This is a genomic window from Streptomyces sp. NPDC001852 (assembly GCF_042891825.1).
Lineage (GTDB): Bacteria > Actinomycetota > Actinomycetes > Streptomycetales > Streptomycetaceae > Streptomyces.
Map to the genome: position 1 here is coordinate 1 of NZ_JBIATN010000095.1, position 1447 is coordinate 1447.

Here is a 1447-nt window from a genome sequence, read left to right on the forward strand (position 1 = left end):
TCAGCAGCCGCGTGAGAGCGTGCCGTACCTGGGCGTCGCGGTGCTGGGCGTTGCCAGACAGGTCGAAGAAGAACCGGCGCGGCCGGCCAATCGGGTTTCCGTGAGTGTCGAGCCGCCATGCGGCGAGGTGGTCGGCGTTGGTGTCCACGCCGATCACGCCATCGGCGAGGGCGGCTTGGAGTGGGATGGTCTTGGTGGGAGGGATCTGCCAGGAGGCGTCCACGTACCAGCGCCCGCGCCCCGTGTCGTAGTGGATGCGGTAGGCCACGGCCCGGTTCGCCTCCACACGGTCGGCCCACTCCTGCCCCCGGTGAGAAAAACGCGCCTTCGCAGCGAGTACGTACCGGCCGTGCTTGGCGTTCGCCAGGTCGGCGAGCGGGGCCGGGAGCTTGATCGACACTTCACCCTCGGGCGTGATGCGGATCGTCTCGTTGCCGAACCTTTTCCCCGACTCGCCGTCCGCCCGGAGGAACCAGCGCCCCGCTTCCCACCGCTCACGCCACTCGGCCTCGGTGAGCTGCGCCTTGTCAAGATGGTGACGGGTGCCCAGCAGACGTTTACCGCCCCGCACGACGTGCACCCGGCCCGCTTCCCGGTCGGCCCGAACCTGGTCGAGCCGGTCCTCCAGCACATGCAGGCGGCGTGCTTTGTGGAACCACTCGTGCGCGCAGCGGTAGCCGCCCGGAGCCCGCTTGGTGCCCTTCTGCCCGACCGGCAGCGACAGCCGGTGCCGGATCATCGTGATACCGGCCTCGAGGGACTGGACGTGCGCGGCCTGGCCGCGCCGGGCGAGCGCCCACTGGTCATGCGTGACCTTCGTGATCGACCCGGCCCATCTGGACGACGACTGGGCCGTCAGGTCGCGCTTACGGGCCGCCCATGACTCGGTGGAGTGCTCCAGGCCGTCAGCGCAACGTGCTTTGAGGTCCTTCGAGGCGAGCGAGCCCAGGTGCGCACCCACCAAGCGCACAACCTTCTCATCCTCGGGCGTGAGGTTCTTGAGCCGGGTACGTACCGCCGCACCGGACGGGCCGAGAGCGGCGAACGGCGCGGCGATCGGGCGCAGGTCAGCCATGTTCGGCGGCTTCCAGTGCCTTGCGGGCGCGGGTTCTCGCCGACCTGCGCCCGTACAGGCGGGCGCAGAACGACGTCAGTACCTCCACCATGTCCCGCACCAGGTCGTCTTCGGCCTCGCCGTCGTCCAGCACCAGCAGGCGACGACCCGTCGCGGACATGGCGGCCTCGACAAGCTCGACGTTCATCCGGCCGAGCCGGTCCTTGTGCTCCACCACCACGGTGGTCACGTTCGGGTCGGCCAGCAGACGTCGAGCCTTGCAACGGCAGCCGTTCATCCCTGAAGCGATCTCCGCCTCAACACGAACGACTCGGTGACCGGCCTTCGCCGCCCACGCCGACAGCCGAGCGACCTGGCGTTCCAGATCGGTCT

At 69.4% G+C, this 1447-nt stretch carries 2 protein-coding genes; both read right to left on the reverse strand.

All coding sequences use genetic code 11. The features are described from left to right. Positions 1 to 1075: IS200/IS605 family accessory protein TnpB-related protein (locus ACFYZB_RS46740; protein WP_388768279.1), on the reverse strand; the 1075-nt coding region annotated here is incomplete at its 3' end. Continuing rightward, positions 1068 to 1447 (reverse strand): IS607 family transposase (locus ACFYZB_RS46745; RefSeq protein ID WP_388768282.1); only part of this gene is annotated, 380 nt, incomplete at its 5' end. The genes ACFYZB_RS46745 and ACFYZB_RS46740, both read right to left, overlap by 8 nt.